Origin of the sequence: Myroides odoratimimus, assembly GCF_038039805.1 — a bacterium.
GTDB lineage: Bacteria > Bacteroidota > Bacteroidia > Flavobacteriales > Flavobacteriaceae > Flavobacterium > Flavobacterium odoratimimum_B.
Map to the genome: position 1 here is coordinate 63322 of NZ_JBBPHK010000016.1, position 15239 is coordinate 78560.

General features: G+C 33.8%; 16 protein-coding genes. 3 read left to right on the forward strand and 13 right to left on the reverse strand.

The genetic code is table 11. The features are described from left to right. Window positions 1-37 precede the first annotated feature (37 nt). From AABL85_RS12395 to dinB, 5 genes are all read right to left on the reverse strand, one after another. Window positions 38-1189, reverse strand: a complete 1152-nt coding sequence (locus tag AABL85_RS12395) for a PepSY-associated TM helix domain-containing protein (protein WP_341310313.1) — start codon at window positions 1187-1189, stop codon at window positions 38-40. A gap of 78 nt (window positions 1190-1267) precedes the next feature. After that, window positions 1268-3700, reverse strand: a complete 2433-nt coding sequence (locus AABL85_RS12400) for a TonB-dependent receptor (protein ID WP_286415346.1) — start codon at window positions 3698-3700, stop codon at window positions 1268-1270. Window positions 3701-3881: 181 nt separating this feature from the next. Beyond that, on the reverse strand, window positions 3882-4241 hold the full coding sequence (locus AABL85_RS12405; RefSeq protein ID WP_341310314.1) for a YraN family protein: 360 nt from the start codon (window positions 4239-4241) through the stop codon (window positions 3882-3884). A 1-nt stretch (window position 4242) separates the two neighbouring features. Beyond that, entirely contained in the window at window positions 4243-5139 is an 897-nt protein-coding gene (locus AABL85_RS12410; RefSeq protein ID WP_341310315.1) for an LD-carboxypeptidase, read from the reverse strand. A 63-nt stretch (window positions 5140-5202) separates the two neighbouring features. Further along, window positions 5203-6273, reverse strand: a complete 1071-nt coding sequence (dinB, locus tag AABL85_RS12415; protein WP_341310316.1) for a DNA polymerase IV — start codon at window positions 6271-6273, stop codon at window positions 5203-5205. Window positions 6274-6449: 176 nt separating this feature from the next. Between dinB and AABL85_RS12420 the strand changes: the two genes are divergently transcribed. Further along, window positions 6450-8327, forward strand: a complete 1878-nt coding sequence (locus AABL85_RS12420) for a monovalent cation:proton antiporter-2 (CPA2) family protein (protein WP_286415336.1) — start codon at window positions 6450-6452, stop codon at window positions 8325-8327. A 55-nt stretch (window positions 8328-8382) separates the two neighbouring features. Here the strand turns inward: AABL85_RS12420 and AABL85_RS12425 are convergent, their stop codons facing one another. Next, window positions 8383-10455: a site-specific recombinase gene (locus AABL85_RS12425; protein ID WP_286415436.1), complete on the reverse strand. Its 2073-nt coding sequence runs from the start codon at window positions 10453-10455 to the stop codon at window positions 8383-8385. Window positions 10456-10552: 97 nt separating this feature from the next. Between AABL85_RS12425 and AABL85_RS12430 the strand changes: the two genes are divergently transcribed. Further along, window positions 10553-11020: a CYTH domain-containing protein gene (locus tag AABL85_RS12430; RefSeq protein ID WP_341310317.1), complete on the forward strand. Its 468-nt coding sequence runs from the start codon at window positions 10553-10555 to the stop codon at window positions 11018-11020. 2 nt (window positions 11021-11022) lie between these two features. Here the strand turns inward: AABL85_RS12430 and AABL85_RS12435 are convergent, their stop codons facing one another. The 3 genes from AABL85_RS12435 to AABL85_RS12445 all read right to left on the reverse strand — a co-directional run bounded on the left by AABL85_RS12435 (window position 11023) and on the right by AABL85_RS12445 (window position 12450). Then, window positions 11023-11424 (reverse strand): septal ring lytic transglycosylase RlpA family protein, encoded by a 402-nt coding sequence (locus AABL85_RS12435; RefSeq protein ID WP_006262406.1) that lies wholly within the window; start codon window positions 11422-11424, stop codon window positions 11023-11025. Then, window positions 11408-11908 carry a septal ring lytic transglycosylase RlpA family protein gene (locus AABL85_RS12440; RefSeq protein ID WP_341310318.1) on the reverse strand — a complete coding sequence of 167 codons (501 nt, stop codon included), beginning with the start codon at window positions 11906-11908 and terminating at the stop codon, window positions 11408-11410. The genes AABL85_RS12435 and AABL85_RS12440 overlap by 17 nt, the downstream gene beginning before the upstream one ends. 98 nt (window positions 11909-12006) lie before the next feature. Continuing rightward, the gene (locus AABL85_RS12445) at window positions 12007-12450 is read right to left on the reverse strand and encodes a hypothetical protein (RefSeq protein WP_006259908.1); all 444 of its coding nucleotides are present in this window, start codon (window positions 12448-12450) and stop codon (window positions 12007-12009) included. Window positions 12451-12946: 496 nt separating this feature from the next. On the opposite strand from AABL85_RS12445, the gene AABL85_RS12450 reads away from it, so the two are divergent. Further along, complete coding sequence (locus AABL85_RS12450) at window positions 12947-13549, forward strand: ATP-binding cassette domain-containing protein (protein ID WP_341310319.1); 603 nt, start codon at window positions 12947-12949, stop codon at window positions 13547-13549. A gap of 102 nt (window positions 13550-13651) precedes the next feature. Here the strand turns inward: AABL85_RS12450 and AABL85_RS12455 are convergent, their stop codons facing one another. The 4 genes from AABL85_RS12455 to AABL85_RS12470 are packed head-to-tail and all read right to left on the reverse strand — an operon-like array spanning window position 13652 to window position 15013. Next, window positions 13652-14161 (reverse strand): hypothetical protein, encoded by a 510-nt coding sequence (locus AABL85_RS12455; RefSeq protein WP_341310320.1) that lies wholly within the window; start codon window positions 14159-14161, stop codon window positions 13652-13654. A gap of 45 nt (window positions 14162-14206) precedes the next feature. Further along, the gene (locus tag AABL85_RS12460; protein WP_341310321.1) at window positions 14207-14515 is read right to left on the reverse strand and encodes a CHAP domain-containing protein; all 309 of its coding nucleotides are present in this window, start codon (window positions 14513-14515) and stop codon (window positions 14207-14209) included. Further along, the gene (locus tag AABL85_RS12465) at window positions 14496-14666 is read right to left on the reverse strand and encodes a hypothetical protein (RefSeq protein ID WP_341310322.1); all 171 of its coding nucleotides are present in this window, start codon (window positions 14664-14666) and stop codon (window positions 14496-14498) included. Before AABL85_RS12465 ends, AABL85_RS12460 begins: the two co-directional genes overlap by 20 nt. Then, entirely contained in the window at window positions 14663-15013 is a 351-nt protein-coding gene (locus AABL85_RS12470) for a hypothetical protein (protein WP_025125244.1), read from the reverse strand. Before AABL85_RS12470 ends, AABL85_RS12465 begins: the two co-directional genes overlap by 4 nt. Between the last annotated feature and the right edge of the window lie 226 nt (window positions 15014-15239).

Here is a 15239-nt window from a genome sequence, read left to right on the forward strand (position 1 = left end):
TTATTAAACATAAAAACATCTGAATTATAAAGAAATGTTATACTTTATTAGAAGTACCCTTCTTCATCTTATTTATCCAGATAAAAACACCTGTTATCGGTAAACTTGTAGCTATCAAACAGACAATGAAGTAAATAACTTTAGAAAACATTCCATAAATATCTCCAAAGTGTAAAGCACGAATAGAACTAGCTATCTTCTCTCCTATACTCTTATCACTAAACATATCTTGTCTAATAATATCACCTGAATACTGATCTATAAACACTCTGTCAGTCACAGTTTCGTTAAAACGTGCTGCTTCATTTTTACTGACTTCAAAAGATCCTGTATCACCTTTTGGAAAAGATATTGTCATCGTTCTAAATTCGTATGAAATAGTCTGATTAGCTCGCTGTATAACGTCTGACAAATCTAAGGTCTTAGCTCCTTCTGTCAAAGTAGATTCTGGTTTCGCTTCATTACGCCCACCGAATACCTTTGTCCCTAACACTTTACTCAACCCATCTCTATACCACTCGAAAGACCAACACAATCCTGTCAAAGACATAATCAAAACAATAATAAGAGTATAGAAACCTAATGTATTATGCAAGTCGTGATTAATACGTTTCCAATTTGCATTAAACTTAATCTTAAAGCCAGGTTTAAAGCTCTTCCATCCTTTTATTTTCTTTGGCAACCAAAGAATCAATCCCGAAATAGACAAGAACACAAAAATAATAGTCGCTATTCCAACTATAGGACGCCCTATCTCACTCTCTAACAACAACCATCTGTGTAACTTAAATACAGTCATAAAAAATTCGTCTGCAGGTCCTCTACCACTGCCTACAACTTCATTTGTATATGGGTTAAGATATACAGTTTCGTTCTTCTTCTCTTTCTCTGCAAAACTTACTGAAAATACATAAGGAGCATCCTTCTTATGGGTTATACTTACACGTTGTACTGTTCCTTGAAAAGTGGATTCAACATAAGCCTTCATCTCATCAATAGATAATACCTCATCCTTAACAACAGTCAACTTATACATGTCTGGTGCTAACAGTTTCTGAATCTCACTTTTAAAAGTATAGATTGTCCCTGTTAGACATACCACAAATAGTATTAATGAACTAGCTATACCAAGCCATAAATGTAAGTCGTTCATTAATTTTCGAAAGGTGCTCTTCTTTTTTGTCTTCATAAAAAGGTCTATAATCACAAAACACGACTCTACTCTTCGAGTAAAGTCGTGTTTTGTCTACTAATTCAACTGTTATAATTAGAATCTATAAGTTAATTGAGCTGCAAAATTTCTAGGTGCAATCTCATTGATGTATCCTCCTCTATAATATGAAGTGTAACCTAACTCATTAAATATATTATTCATATAAACTCCTAAAGTAGCATTCTTATATGTATAAGATATCTGTCCATTAGCTGTGATATAACTTGGCATATCAAATGGACGTTTATTTACATTTGAACCATGTCCATCAGCAGTTCTAGCATATTCATTAACTGGTCTTTGACCAACATAATAAACTCCTAATCCTAATGAAAGTCCATTTAATTTACCGTCATTAAACTTATAATTAACCCATCCATTAGCCACATGTTCTGGAGCATTCATTGGAGCAGAACCATCTACATAGTTAGGGCTATCTTTATATCTAGCGTCTAAGTTAGCATATCCTAACATCACTTCTAAGTTATTAGTAATTTTACCATTAACTTCCAACTCAAAGCCACTACGTTTTAAACTACCTACTAAGATACTTTCTGTTTTAGATTGTTCATTAGTAATAGGATCAATATAAGGAGCTAATAAATTATCTTGATTAATCATAAAATAGCTAAAGTTAACTCCTAAACGATCATTATACCAATTAGATTTAAAACCAAACTCAACTTGTTTAGTATCTGAAGCACCAGCTGTACCTCCTCCATGAATAAGCTTATTAGACTGTCTTAAGCTTGAAGTTGTAGTGTATGAAATAAATGTACTAATATTCTCTTGAGGTTTAAAAATTAAACCAAAGATAGGATTCCAACGATCAATAGTAGCATTCTCAGTAGTGCTTCCATTTAATCTACTATAACGCACTCCTAACATTGCACTTAACTTATCACCAATTGCAACGTAATCTTGTACCATAAATCCAATAGTTGGACTCATCGTTCTAGTTTTATTAATATCACCAAAGATAATGTCCTCTGGGAATGTATTGTCAATCGGTCCTAAAACATTTATATCATTAGTATAATTTACTAAAGCAGGATTACCATTTTTGTCTTTCCCCCATACTTGTCCTGTTACACTTCCACTATTCGTTTTTGTCTGTCTATAGTCAAACCCTATTTGGAATGTATGTTTAAGAACTCCTGTAAAGATATCTTTTCCAACTAAATCAGCTTGGAATACAGAGTTATAATCCCCTGTCTCACCTCTAGACACAGTACGTCTAATATTTTGGAAGTCATTCCAATCAGTAATATCATTCTTTTTCTTCACTGTACCAACACTTGTAGTACGACTATCTTCATTATAAATAGAAGCAGTATATGAAGTTCTGAATGTCAACTTATCTGTAAGTTGTCTCTCAAAACGAGCAACATAATTCTGCATTTTAATACTCTGATTATCTCCTTTAAATCCTAAGAATTTATTGTGAGGCATTTTATATAATGCTTCAACATAATCAGGTGCTAAATTTACAGTTCCTCTATCTGGTGTATAATCCCCAGATAAATAATCCATCTCAACAGTTAATTTGGTTTTATCATCTATTTTCCAAGCTAACGATGGGTTAATATAGAAGTGATCATTTCCAGTATGCGTTCTCCACCCATCATTTCTCTCATAAGCAGCGTTCAAACGGAATGATACAGTTTCTTTTTTATCTAATACTTGTTCAATATCAAAAGCAGGTCTCACATGTCCATAACTTCCTGTACGGAAGCTAACTTCTCTTTTATTTTGAAAATTAGGTGTTTTAGTAACTAAGTTAATAACACCACCCGCAGCTCCAAGACCATTACCAATTCCTTGTAATACAGCTGCTGATCCTTTTATTACCTCAACACTTTCTACTCCTTGCATATCAGCCATAGCTGATGCTGTTCTAAAGTCAGAGTCCATACCTACACCATTACGTAATACAGGAGTACCTCTAAATCCACGAATAGACATACTCTCAGCAGGCCCACCATAGTTAGAGAACTGTACCACACCAGCTACGTTACGTGCAGCGTCAGTAATAGTTAATGCCCCTTGTTCTTTAATAATATGTCCTGATACAATACTAATAGACTGAACTTGGTCTTGTAATCCTAATGGAAGTCTAGTTAAATATTGTAGTTTTTTTACATCCTTATTACTTCTACCATAAACAGTAATATTATTTAACTGACTATCTGAAGATAGAACGAAGTTAAGTACTTCATCCGTTTTTGCAACATTTAATTCACGTTGAGCATCAACAAAACCAACTGAAGACGCTTTTACTAGAGCTTTACCTCTAGGTACATCAACAAGTTTAAACTCTCCATTCTCACCAGCTTGTGTAGCCACATTTCCTTCCCCTACAAAAACTGTTGCAAAAGGAATTGGTTTATTAGTTTCATCCACAACACGTCCTTTAATTGTCGACGTTTGTGCTATACTTACTATTACCCCACCAATAGTAAACAAAAGAGTATTGATTAATCTCATACTTTATTATGTTATTTAGACTCATTTAACGAGTGCAAAAATAAAATGATTCTAAATAAGAAACAAACCTTATTAAGACTTTTTTTAAATAACTATATACCAAATGAGTATAATCCTTACAAAACCTATATTTCGATCTTATAAAACAGGGCATTTTTTAGGAAATTATCATTAATACTATCTAAAAGAAATAGAAAGCATCTTCTATATGTTCTATATCAAAGATGTCTTCTTTTTTATGGATACCGATAATATCAAAACGAACTTCTTCTTCTCTTCCAAATTCGGTAATAAACAGATTAGCGGCTTTAATCAATAATTTTATCTTCCGATTATTTACAAAATCTTGAGGGGTACCAAAATCAAGAGAGCTTCTCGTCTTGACTTCAACAAAGACAAGGATATTATCTTTTAAAGCAACAATATCTAATTCTGTTTTCTCAGCAAAATAATTTCTAGCGAGAATCTCATACCCTCTTCTAATTAAATAATCAGCAGCAGCATTCTCTCCTTCTTTACCTACCTCATGATTTTTAGCCATATTATATAAACTTTAATTGAGTCTTCTCTGAATTAACTTCTAAATGAATCTGACTTCCTAAGTTTAATGCTAAATTGCTAACTCCATGTCCAGCAGGAAAATCAAAAACAATAGGATAATCATACTCTGCTGTTATAGATAGTATAATTTGTTTTGCATCATAACCAAAAGGTATTGCGTTATCATGCATGTCTGTCATCCCTCCAACAACTAAACCAGCAAGTCCTTCAAGCATACCATTTCGCTTTAGATTATGCATCATACGATCAATATGATATAAATATTCATCTAGATCTTCTATGAAGAGTACTTTCCCTTTTGTATCAACTGAAGACCTAGAACCTAAAAGACTATATAATATAGATAAGTTTCCTCCTACTATCTGCCCTTCTGCAATACCTAATCTATTACTACTGTCACTGTCTATCTCATAAATAAGTTCTTGTCCAAACAAAGCTCTATATAACGAATCTCTAGATTCTACTAAAGACTTCTCTACACTAAAAGCCATAAGTCCATGTATAGTCTCTACTCCTAGATTATGAATATGACTATGCAATACAGTCACATCACTAAAACCTATTACCCATTTCGGATTATCAACAAAACCACTAAAGTCAATATCATCAATAATACGCACTGTACCGTATCCTCCTCTAGCACACCATATAGCTTTTATACTAGGGTCTTTTAATTGTTTTGTAAAGTCATTTGCCCTTTGTTGATCTGTTCCTCCTAGTTGATAATTATCTAAACCAATAGTATCTCCTAATACAACTTCGAGTTCCCATGATTCTAACAGAGCGATTGCTTGTTTCGCTTCTTCGTGACTAAACTTTCTCGCTGTACACACAATAGCTACTTTATCACCTTTCTTTAAATATGCTGGTTTTATCATTTTTTAAATACATTAAAATTACAATCTTCAAAATACTAAAGTACTTCTCTGATTTATACAAAATTAAAAATCAAAACTTAATTGTACTGCTATAGGCTTCTTCTTTTCATCTGTATTAAGATTAGAAAGTGACACACCTATTAGTCGGACTGAATCCTTTAGTTTATCTTGATATAATAACACCTTCGCTAAATCAAGAATAATATCTTTATCTGATACAAAATAAGGAACAGTAGTACTACGTGTTTGCTGTACGAAATCAGAGTACTTAATCTTCAATGTAATCGTTTTACCTCCTAAATTTTGTTTCTTTAAACGCAAACTAAGCTCTTCTACTAACATATCAAGCTTAGTCTCAATAAAAACCTCAGAAGATAGATTCTCATCGAACGTTCGCTCTGTACCTACGGATTTTATAGTACGATTAGGCCTTACAGGAGAATTGCTAAGTCCTCTCACAATATCATAATATATTTGTCCTGCCTTTCCGAAATGCTCTGTTAAAAATTCTACTGATTTTGCCTTTAAATCTTTACCTGTAAAAATTCCCAAATGATACATCCTATCCGCAGTCTTTTTCCCTATCCCAAAGAACTTCTTTATCTCTAATTCTTCTAAAAAACTAATCACCTCATCGGGTTCAATCGTCTTTTGCCCATTAGGCTTATTGTAATCACTTGCTATTTTTGCTAAGAACTTATTGATCGAAATACCTGCTGATGCTGTTAATCCTGTTCGTTCTAATATCTTCATCCTAATCTCATTGGCTATCAACGTAGCACTAGGACATCCTATCTTATTCTCTGTTACATCTAAGAATGCTTCATCTAATGCTAAAGGCTCTACAAGATCAGTGTATTCATAAAAAACAGAACGTATAATACGAGAAACTTCTTTATATCTTTCAAATCGAGGTTTGACAAAAATAAGATGAGGACAATTCTTCTTTGCTATCATCGCACTCATTGCACTACGCACTCCATACTTCCTAGCTTCATAACTAGCTGCCGCGATAACACCTCTTTCTTCACTACCACCCACAGCTAGTGCCTTTCCTCTTAGTTCAGGAAAGTCTAATTGCTCTACAGAAGCGTAGAAAGCATCCATATCAACATGTATAATCTTACGATTCATCTAATCAACTAATTATCTATTCAGACCTAAAAAACGTCTTGTACAAAAATAATCTTCTTTTTTTTAAATATATTCTTAATAATCCTATTCTCTTTTTTTAATTTTGTAAGAACTATGAAAACATATAATGATAATTATATCATTATTGATTAACTAAAAAAAAATAGCTAAACGTAATGAATGATTTTTTGGCACAAGCATTTGTCTTTCTATTTGCAGCTGTTGTATGTGTCCTAATTTCTAAGAAATTAGGAATGGGTTCAGTATTAGGATATCTTTTTGCAGGTGTTTTAATTGGCCCTTTTGTACTAAAGTTTGTTGGAAATGACAGTGCTGACATCATGCATGCTACCGAATTCGGTGTTGTAATGATGCTGTTCCTAGTAGGGTTAGAACTAGACCCTAAAGAGTTTTGGAAAATTAAAAACGAGATTATTGGACTTGGTACCGCCCAGGCAGTAGGTACTACTGCTATCGTTGCTGCAATTGCACATTGGGGTGTTGGTTTAAGTATCGGAACCTCCTTGACTATGGGGTTTGTAATCACCATGTCATCTACCGCAATTATCTTACAGACCATATCTGAGCGGGGATTAAATCAATCCAATGCGGGTAAATCAAGTTTTGCCGTACTTCTCTTCCAAGATATTATGGTAATTCCGATGATGGCTATTATTCCATTGTTAGCTGTTTCTACTAAGACACCTATTACTACTGAAGCTGACAGCTGGTTAGACGGAGCACCAGTTTTTATGAAAACACTAGCTATACTAGGAGCTATATCTATTATCTTCTTAGTGGGTAACTATATTGTAAACCCTTTATTTAAATCAGTAGGTCGTTTACAGATTAGAGAAATTTACACTGCTTCCGCTTTATTACTAGTGATTGGAGTATCACTATTAATGCAGATGGTAGGTTTATCACCTGCTTTAGGAGCGTTTATCGCAGGAGTAGTACTAGCGAATAACCCATATAAGCATCAGCTAGAAAGTGATATAGAACCCTTTAAAGCACTCCTCTTAGGAATCTTCTTTATTGCAGTAGGTTCTACTATCAACTTCCAGATCATAATCAATGAACCACTTATTATCGCTAGTTTACTACTAGGTACTATGGCAATTAAAACTATTGTTTTACTAGCTATTGGAAAGTGGAAGAAGTTTCCAAAAGATCAGAACTTCTTATTTGCTATCTTATTATCACAAATTGGAGAGTTTGCCTTTGTTATTTTGGCATTAGGAAAAACAATTAATCTGATCAACCAACAATGGTATGATTATTTACTAGCTACTACAGCACTGTCTATGGTGGTGACGCCTATCTTGTTACTTCTTAATGAGAAATGGATTGCTCCTTACTTAGGATTAAGCCCTTCTACTACAGAAAAACAAGAATACGACGATTTATCACATATTACTGCTGAAAAGAAAATTGTAATTGCAGGATTTGGAGACTTTGGAAATACAATCGGACGACTACTGCAAGCTAATGATGTACCTACATTAGTTCTTGATAATGATGCAGAACGTGTAGATCATTTACGCAAGTTAGGCTTTAATGTGTATTATGGAGATGCTACTTCTATTAATATACTAAAGTCTATTGGTGTGGATCAAGCCGATTACGTTATTGCTGCAATGGATCCTCCTGAACTAAATCAACAATTAGTAGCTGTACTTCGTAAGAACTTCCCAAATGTAGAAGTTATTGTAAGAGCGAAGAACCGTAAGAATGCTTATGAATACTTACAGGATGGTCTTACAGAAGTGTATAGAGAGACTTTCTTCTCTGCTGTATATGTAGGTGGAGTAATGCTGGAAAAATTAGGCTTTAGCCATGAAGAAGCAAATATGCAAAGTGAACTCTTTATCAAAAGCGATAGAGCATCTCTTAGAAAGCTAGCCAAAAACATACATAATTTAGAAGACTACATCAATGTATCTAGATTAGAGTTTGCAGAACAATCAGAAATGTTGAAAAACAGTTTAAAGAATACTCGAAGTCACAATAATCAACCTAAAACAGCGTCTGATTCTAACGACATCAATTAATACAAGAGGGGCTATTACACGTGTAATAGCCCCCTCTTATTTATATACAAATAAATTACTTTGTTTTATCTTCTTTCTTATCCCCTGTCTGCTGTGCAGGTTTATCTACGATTACACTTGATGTAGGTAAGAAAAACTCCATCGGAAAGCTCTTAAAATGTTTCCATGTAGCTTTAACCAAATCCTTAGTTTCCTTCAGAGGTATATTGCGAGATCTGAATGCTAAGAATAGAGATAAAGAGAAACTCACTAAAAAGTTCATTAATCCTATTAACCACATTCCTACAAAAGCCCATACAAGCATATTTACAGGAGCATTAAAGCCTGATCCATACCAACCTAGAGCAATGTTACCACTTACAAATGTAATGTGTCTTATATCAATACCTAAACCTATAAACGCTCCTATTGTCCCACAAGTACCCATAAAAATACCAAACCAAACATTCGAAATAATACCAGGCCATTTTGTATCTACCCAGTTTGCCAATTTTGTTGTACTAGCAACACCAATATTTCTTTTTAACCATGGATGTTCTTGGATTCTATAAAATACTTTATTGTGTTTATTTCTATTTGATACATTACCTGATATAATACCTGACATAAATAAGAATACCCCAGCTATTCCTGCATGAAACAAAGCACGTGATTCAATAGGATCAGCATCTATTAACATTTTGTCCCATCCATGAGAAGTGATATTTACACCAAACAACTGGTCTATTCCCCAAATCAACAAAAGTGCCACGGGGAATGCTAAAATCACGTTACCAATGAAAGCAATGAACTGTGATCTAAACAACCTAGCGAATAGCTTAGCAAAGCCAATGTGCTTATCTACACTGTCTATATGTTGTTTTCTTCCATTCTCAATAGCAGTAATAATTGTAGCTGCAGTCATTGCAGGCTGTTTTGTAGCTAAAGTAAAACCGAGTAAGTAAATTAAACAAAAACCTAATGCATAATTTAAACTATACAACATGGCTTCACCAAAATTACTTACATCAGCTTCATGCGCAAAAACTTTTAAAATACACATAAAACCAACAACAATACCAGCCCCCATAGACCCACGGAACATATGCCAGTATTCTTTACCCGTATTTGTAATGTAGTGCTCTCCTGTTTTAGCAGTATGTTGTGTAATCTCATAAGAAATCAGCTGTGTACTCTCTTTGACCAGTCCTGTTACATTATACTTATAACAGTTATATTCTATCAGCTTACGAGCTAGTGTTATAGAATTTTGTTGTCGTTCTAATAATGTGCCTTCTTTTACTACCAAGATAGAGATAAGAATATATACCCTTGCCAGTTGTTGTCTCAACCTAAGTAAACTTTGATTCACTTTCATAGAGATTCCATACTTAGAACTATTCTTGAAGGCTTGGTTTACAAATTCCTGACATTGCTTATGCAATACCACGATTTGCTTATAGTTAATATCATTCTCTAATAAGAACTTCATTTCTCCTTTATGGAAACTTTGCAATACAATAGAAAACTCTTGTTCCAAAGCTCTAAAGGGGCTTTCCAAATGAGAATACTCAGGCACCATATTAATAATCGAGCTTTCCATCGCTCTACCACTCATACGCTGAGTAATAATATCTATAGATGTCAACAATTCGTTAAGCGCGCCTCCATCTTTCTCTTCTGTGAAGATAGTATTGAAATTTAGTAGGGTAAACAATTCTATTAACTGTTCTTCAGGTATCATATCTACCCATTCAGCATCAGTATGTTTATAGAACACCTGATTTAAAACGTATTCATAAGTCTGTTTCTCTGGCTGATATGGTAGCACCTTTGCCCATAGTCTCTTTTTTACCTCATCGAAGAAATCAGCATCTTGTAGTATACCAGCATCTGATACCATACGACTAAAGTGTCGATTAGATAACAGTTCTTTTAGGTATTCCATTAAGGCTACTCTTTCTATCTCATGTGTCTTTAGATAAGCTAAAAGTGCATCAATAGATACTCTATTTATTTTTTTATTATTCTTAGGTCTAAAAATATGTACTAAATCAACAATAAAAAGTAAATCCTCTGTAGCATAAACCTTCCCGTCAATAACATATTTATTAAATAATTCCTCAACCCCATGAGGTGAGCGTAACATATGTCGTAATTTCATTTGAAAAAAAATCTACTTTTAAATCGTTAGTAAAATAAAAACGTTTATTTTGGCATAAAATTACATTTTATTCTTAACAATCATGATCGAAATAGAAAGAAAATTTCTAGTCAACTCTCTAGAATTCATAGAGCAATCCTTTAAGTCTAATAAAATAACTCAAGGTTATCTTAACTCTCATCCAGAAAGAACTGTTCGCATCAGATTAAAAGACACTAAAGCCTATATTACTATTAAAGGAAAGAGTAATGAAGCAGGTACTTCTCGTCTAGAATGGGAAAAAGAAATAAACTATGATGAAGCGAATCAACTTATAGCCTTATGTGAAGATTTTGTAATATCTAAAACGAGATATCTTATCCAAATTGGTAAACACACTTACGAAGTGGACATCTTTCACGGAGATAATGAAGGTTTAATTCTAGCGGAAATAGAATTAACTACCGAAACTGAACAATTCGAGAAACCTATATGGTTAGGAGAGGAAGTGACAGGTGATCTAAAGTATTACAACTCTTATATCGCTAATCATCCTTATAAGAAATGGTAGTATTACTTAATGATTTTAATATCTACTTGTAGTAATCCCTCGCCTTTGTGATCCGCTAGTTTCATAAAGGCTTTTTTAGATAGATCTATTTCGCGCCCTTTAACAAAAGGCCCTCTATCATTAATACGAACTTTTACAGATTTTTTATTACTTACGTTCGTAACTTTTACTTTCGTATTAAAAGGTAAGCTTTTATGTGCGGCTGTCATCCCCGAGTTGTGGAATTTTTCCCCACTCGCTGTACGCTTTCCATTAAACTTTTTGTGGTAATAAGAGGCAGTTACATTTGATTTGTAATTACCTTTAGAAGTGTATTGTCCGTTTTTTACAGAAGAACAACTTCCTAAAAACAGGGTTAATATAATCACAATAAAATAATATTTTATACTATAATTGTTCTTCATTTTCTCCTATAAACTTTTCTATTTTTACATCTAGAACACCGCGACCAACATTATCTGTTAGCTCACCAAAAGCCTTTTTAGAGATATCTATACTTCTACCTTTAACGAATGGTCCACGATCTGTAATAGTCAATATCACAAAGCGTTTATTCTTTAAGTTAGTCACTTTCACTTTTGTCCCAAATGGCAGTGTTTTATGGGCAGCAGTGTATTTTTGGTTGTCGAACACCTCTCCACTAGCTGTCTTTCTTCCAGTGAATTTATCGTGATAATAAGATGCTTGTGTATCATCATCTACTACGATAAAGTCTTCTGTTTCTTCTTCTCCTATTACGATAGAATCGTTGTCTAACTCTAGAGAATCTGGAGTCACTTTTGTCAATAATGTTTTTACATTATTTTCTTTTACGATTCTTGTAGTCCCACCGAAACTCGATAAGAAAATTACAAAAGATATAGCTAGTAAATATTGATATGTTTTCATGTTTTATAAAATAGAACAGAGGAATATTTGCAATAAGCATACCAATAAAAAAAGGACCTTCTTTCGAAGATCCTTTTTTACTCTATATTTTAATAAGCTTAAGCGAATAAACTTGGCATCCATACTTTCCATGGAAGTCTTGATAAAATCAACACTAATCCTAATGTATAGAAAATCGCAAATTTCTTAAACTTAGATTTACTATCTGTCGCTTTCTTGTGTTTAGACCATCCTATAGTGATTAATACTATCGCAATGATGTTAATCAATGGGTGCTCTAAAGCATAAAGTCTTAATGTAGAATCTTTCATTGCTACTCCAAATCCTTGAACCATTGGAGATACAAAATAAAGTACAAGACCTAATAATAACTGAATATGAGTGAATATCAATCCAAACAATCCTAATTTTCTGTCTTTGTCTTTAAACTCTTTGTTCCCTGATAATCCCATAAAAGCATTCACTGCTACTATAGCTAAGAAAATCAAGGCTAAATAAGCTACACCCGAGTGTGCCTCTTTAATAATAGTACCGAAATTCATATTGATGTTATTAGTTTAGAGGCAAATATAATTAAAACTATTGAAAGCCAACGGACACAATGAAGTTTTACAATTAATTTACACTCTAACGAAAACATCATCTTTATTTATAAACATAATCTACTTGTTCCACTAATCTAACAAATCAGCCTCTTGCTAAATTAAAATTATCTTAATTCCCTTCTAATAAATAAAAAGAGGTACATTACACCTTATTACTCTAACTACTATACATTTATGCATCCCAACATGATTATCCCCTGGAGAAACATACTATCTATACTCGCTTTAAATATCATCCTAAGCATAGTGATGCGCAATGTTCTGTTTTTCTTTATCCCTATAATTACGTTAGGTCTATACAGTATCTACTTTCTGACCTTCAAGAAGAACGAACTATTCTATCATCGCAACAATCAAACGCCGATTATAAAAACCTTACTCCTAACGGCCTTATGCTGTTTAGTCATCACATGTCTCATTCAATATTTATTACATGTCTTATAACCATACCCTACATATTGATAGCCTTAGCTACACGATTGAGAATACCCCCATACTCAGAGGCATATACTTCACTGCTTCCACAGGAGATATACTCAATATTCGTGGACGCAATGGCGCTGGTAAAAGTACATTAATGAAAATCTTATTTGGTACACTTAAAGCAAATCATGCTTATATCCGAATAGACAAGAATATTATCAACAATAAGCATGAGCTCAATCAGTACTTTAGCTATAAACCTCAATTCAATATCTTTCCTAAGCATCTTACAGTAAAAGATGTTGTAAAAGAAGATATGATTCGAAGCACATCTCTTCATCAATATCTAGATACTAAAATTAATGACTTGTCAACTGGTGAACAACAACTCATCCAGACGCTTTACATTCTAAACTTACCTCAACCTATCTGTCTATTAGACGAACCTTTCGCAGGTATTTCTCCATTACTACAAGAGTTTATAGCAGATGCTATTAGAACCACTGCTAGACATAAAATCATCATCCTCACAGACCACAACACTGATGTAGTCAACACTATAGCTACTAAATCACTACTCCTAGAGAATGGAATATTAAAACCAATGCCCTAAGCAAGCCTAGAGCGTTGGTAAATAAATTTTATTAAACTTTATCTGTTATTAAAGATCTGTCTCATTAAACTGTCTCTCTATAATTTAGATTGGTTACTTTTTTCACACTCTTACTCTAAGAGCTAACCCTATCATACCAAGGAACACCAACAACATAAACCCTCTTCCTAGCCATATCTGTGTCTGTTGCCACCATGATAGAGTCAGAGGTACAGCTACGGGTATCCTTGTCTCCACTACCTTTTGTTCTTTGATAAACTTATCCTTCCATTCGAAGAATAAGCGTTGAGCCTTTGACTCACAGTCTACGATAAGCTTATTATTTTGAAGCTGTACTCTAGGCGGTTGTAACACCTTGTTTTTACTGCGCTTTATATTCGCATCTTTCACTACTATTTTATTTCCTTGTACAGCTAGTTCAGCTATATACTGACTCTTATCAGCAGGGATCACCAGTATTGTATCCCTCTTTACTTCTTCTACTGTATGAGTTACCTGCTCAGTGGTGGTCGGTTGCATATTAATCGCTGTCTTTCGACTACCACAGCTCATCAATAGAAGTGCTAACAACAACACTAAAAAAACGAGCATATATCGATCATGCTTTTTCATATTTATATAGTTTTTTGATTATGTAATTGGGTAGACTGTGTAACATCACGAGTTACTAAACACGCTGATAAATCCTTTATTGATCGTTTGGATATGACGTTTCTTCTCAGCCACGATGTACCCTTCTCTACTTGCTTGGTCATTCGTATTTCCTTCTATAGTTGTGATAATATCTCCATTCACAGCTATCACGATACCTGTATGACCTAATCCTTTCCCAAAGTCCATAATGAAGATATCTCCTACCTCAGGTTTAGTAACACGAAGCTCTTTACTCGCATTCCATTGAGCTAAAACGCCTCCAGTTTTCTTTAAAGGATTTTGCAGATTATAATCAGTACACCTCTTGTACACACCAGTACACAAAAGCCATACACCACGCATACCCCTCGCCTAACCCTACGCTGTTCAGATACTTTTTTACTCCAGGTCCTTTATTATTCTTGATAGGCCATTCTTGTACATGAAGTTGGCTCTGAGCTTGTTTAACTAATTGTGTTCTCATTCTCTCTTACCATTTAGCTGTTTATATTTCCTTAGTTCATCGATCAACTCCTTATTCTGTAGAGCCAATTTCTCTAGTTTCTGTTCTAGATTGATGATTACCTTCTTAGCAGCAGTTAGCTCATCGATAGCCTCACGGTGCAGATTAGACGTTTTATAAAGCTCATTGGTAGCTTCTTTTAATTTAATTCCTAAGTCATCTACTATATCCCTATAGTATTTTAGAGATTTCTCTACATTATCGAGCTCTGAGCTTTGTACCTCAGCTTTACTCTTACGTCTAGCCGCCCACCATGTCGCTAATGATGAAACTAAGCCTACTACCGTCACTATTATTGTTTCATTCATTAGCACACTGGTTTTGGATTGGTTATATTTTAATTATCATATTTTCAATTATTTATATTGGGTAATACATAAACAATAAAGACATAATTATCCTTGCTCGCTTTTTGACAGCAAGTACACTTTACTCTATTTTTTATTGGATTATAAATACTGTGATGAGATTACTCTCATCTGTAATGGAAAGAATATACTGATGGAAAGACATTGCACGTAGGCGCCAATTGTG

Excerpts from the sequence above, each read along its gene's own strand:
- AABL85_RS12395 (WP_341310313.1), bottom strand. The coding sequence starts at position 1,189 with ATGAAGACAAAAAAGAAGAGCACCTTTCGAAAATTAATGAACGACTTA.
- AABL85_RS12400 (WP_286415346.1), bottom strand. The coding sequence starts at position 3,700 with ATGAGATTAATCAATACTCTTTTGTTTACTATTGGTGGGGTAATAGTA.
- AABL85_RS12405 (WP_341310314.1), bottom strand. The coding sequence starts at position 4,241 with ATGGCTAAAAATCATGAGGTAGGTAAAGAAGGAGAGAATGCTGCTGCT.
- AABL85_RS12410 (WP_341310315.1), bottom strand. The coding sequence starts at position 5,139 with ATGATAAAACCAGCATATTTAAAGAAAGGTGATAAAGTAGCTATTGTG.
- dinB (WP_341310316.1), bottom strand. The coding sequence starts at position 6,273 with ATGAATCGTAAGATTATACATGTTGATATGGATGCTTTCTACGCTTCT.
- AABL85_RS12420 (WP_286415336.1), top strand. The coding sequence starts at position 6,450 with ATGAATGATTTTTTGGCACAAGCATTTGTCTTTCTATTTGCAGCTGTT.
- AABL85_RS12425 (WP_286415436.1), bottom strand. The coding sequence starts at position 10,455 with ATGTTACGCTCACCTCATGGGGTTGAGGAATTATTTAATAAATATGTT.
- AABL85_RS12430 (WP_341310317.1), top strand. The coding sequence starts at position 10,553 with ATGATCGAAATAGAAAGAAAATTTCTAGTCAACTCTCTAGAATTCATA.
- AABL85_RS12435 (WP_006262406.1), bottom strand. The coding sequence starts at position 11,424 with ATGAAGAACAATTATAGTATAAAATATTATTTTATTGTGATTATATTA.
- AABL85_RS12440 (WP_341310318.1), bottom strand. The coding sequence starts at position 11,908 with ATGAAAACATATCAATATTTACTAGCTATATCTTTTGTAATTTTCTTA.
- AABL85_RS12445 (WP_006259908.1), bottom strand. The coding sequence starts at position 12,450 with ATGAATTTCGGTACTATTATTAAAGAGGCACACTCGGGTGTAGCTTAT.
- AABL85_RS12450 (WP_341310319.1), top strand. The coding sequence starts at position 12,947 with ATGTCTTATAACCATACCCTACATATTGATAGCCTTAGCTACACGATT.
- AABL85_RS12455 (WP_341310320.1), bottom strand. The coding sequence starts at position 14,161 with ATGAAAAAGCATGATCGATATATGCTCGTTTTTTTAGTGTTGTTGTTA.
- AABL85_RS12465 (WP_341310322.1), bottom strand. The coding sequence starts at position 14,666 with ATGAGAACACAATTAGTTAAACAAGCTCAGAGCCAACTTCATGTACAA.
- AABL85_RS12470 (WP_025125244.1), bottom strand. The coding sequence starts at position 15,013 with ATGAATGAAACAATAATAGTGACGGTAGTAGGCTTAGTTTCATCATTA.